General features: G+C 40.4%; 1 protein-coding gene. It reads left to right on the top strand.

From position 1 onward, the window contains the following. Positions 1-70: 70 nt before the first annotated feature. Positions 71-1,149, top strand: a protein-coding gene (locus tag AN393_RS19540) for an IS3 family transposase (RefSeq protein WP_235576221.1) whose coding sequence is annotated in 2 segments (ribosomal slippage) — positions 71-335 and positions 335-1,149 — 1,080 coding nt in all. Because the reading frame shifts where the segments join, the coding sequence is not laid out codon by codon here. Positions 1,150-1,189: the final 40 nt, after the last annotated feature.

Here is a 1,189-nt window from a genome sequence, read left to right as displayed (position 1 = left end):
TGTAACTCCCCCAAAAAATGAAACAGTTCATAAGTAGAATTTTCCATTAACGAAAATAGGAAAATTTACGATGAGAAAAAGCAAATTCACCGAAACTCAAATTGTCAGCATGATCAAAGAAGCTGAATCAGGTATTCCTGTGCCTGAAGTCTGCCGTAAACATGGTATCGGGCAAAGCACATTTTATAAATGGCGCTCAAAATATGGTGGTATGGAAGCTTCAGATGTTAAACGCCTTAAAGAGCTTGAAGAAGAAAACCGTAAGCTAAAAGATATGTTTGCAACGCTGAGCTTAAAGCACTCGATGCTTGAGGATATCATTGCAAAAAAGCTATAAAAACAAGTAGACGCAGAGCTTGGGTTGAGCACTTAAGAGCCCAATTTAACGTCAGCGTCGCATTTGCTTGTGAAGTGGCTGGGCTAAGCCGCTCAGTTTTTTATTACAAACATAAACGGCCATCAGATGATGAAGTTATCGACGCACTTCTTGCGCTGGTAGAGCGCCATCAAAGGTGGGGCCTACCGAAGCTATTCAAAAGGCTTCGCAATAAAGGTAAGTCGTGGAATAAGAAGCGTGTTGAACGCGTTTACAACATGCTAAAGCTAAACTTGAGACGAAAGGGTAAGCGCCGTGTACCAACAAGAACACCTGAGCCATTAAGTGCACCAACCCAACATAATGAATCTTGGTCAATGGACTTTATGAGTGATGCATTAAGCTACGGTCATCGTTTTAGAACATTAAATGTACTCGATGACTTCAATCGACAAGCATTAGCCATTGAAGTTGATACCAGTTTAACGGCTGAGAGAGTGATTAGGACACTAAAGCATATTATTGCTTGGCGTGGTAAACCAAAGCAAATTAGAGTAGATAACGGCCCTGAGTTTACTTCCACTGCGCTTGAGACTTGGGCTATGGAAAACAATATCAAGCTGGAGTTTATAAAACCTGGTAGCCCTTATCAAAATGGTTTTGTGGAGAGGTTTAACCGAAGTTACCGTGAAGAAGTGCTAGATTTATACTTGTTTGAGTCACTACAAGAAGTACGAGAAATCACTGATGAGTGGTTAGATATTTATAATTATGAACGGCCTCATGATTCACTTGGCGATATGACACCAATAGGTTATCTTAAGGTGGCATAAAATTCTATGAAAGAGCTGTACTAAATTGGGTGGAGTTACA

The sequence above is a fragment of the Pseudoalteromonas sp. P1-25 genome (assembly GCF_001401805.1).
Classification (GTDB): Bacteria; Pseudomonadota; Gammaproteobacteria; order Enterobacterales; family Alteromonadaceae; genus Pseudoalteromonas.
This window is presented reverse-complemented; position numbering and strand designations above follow the sequence as displayed.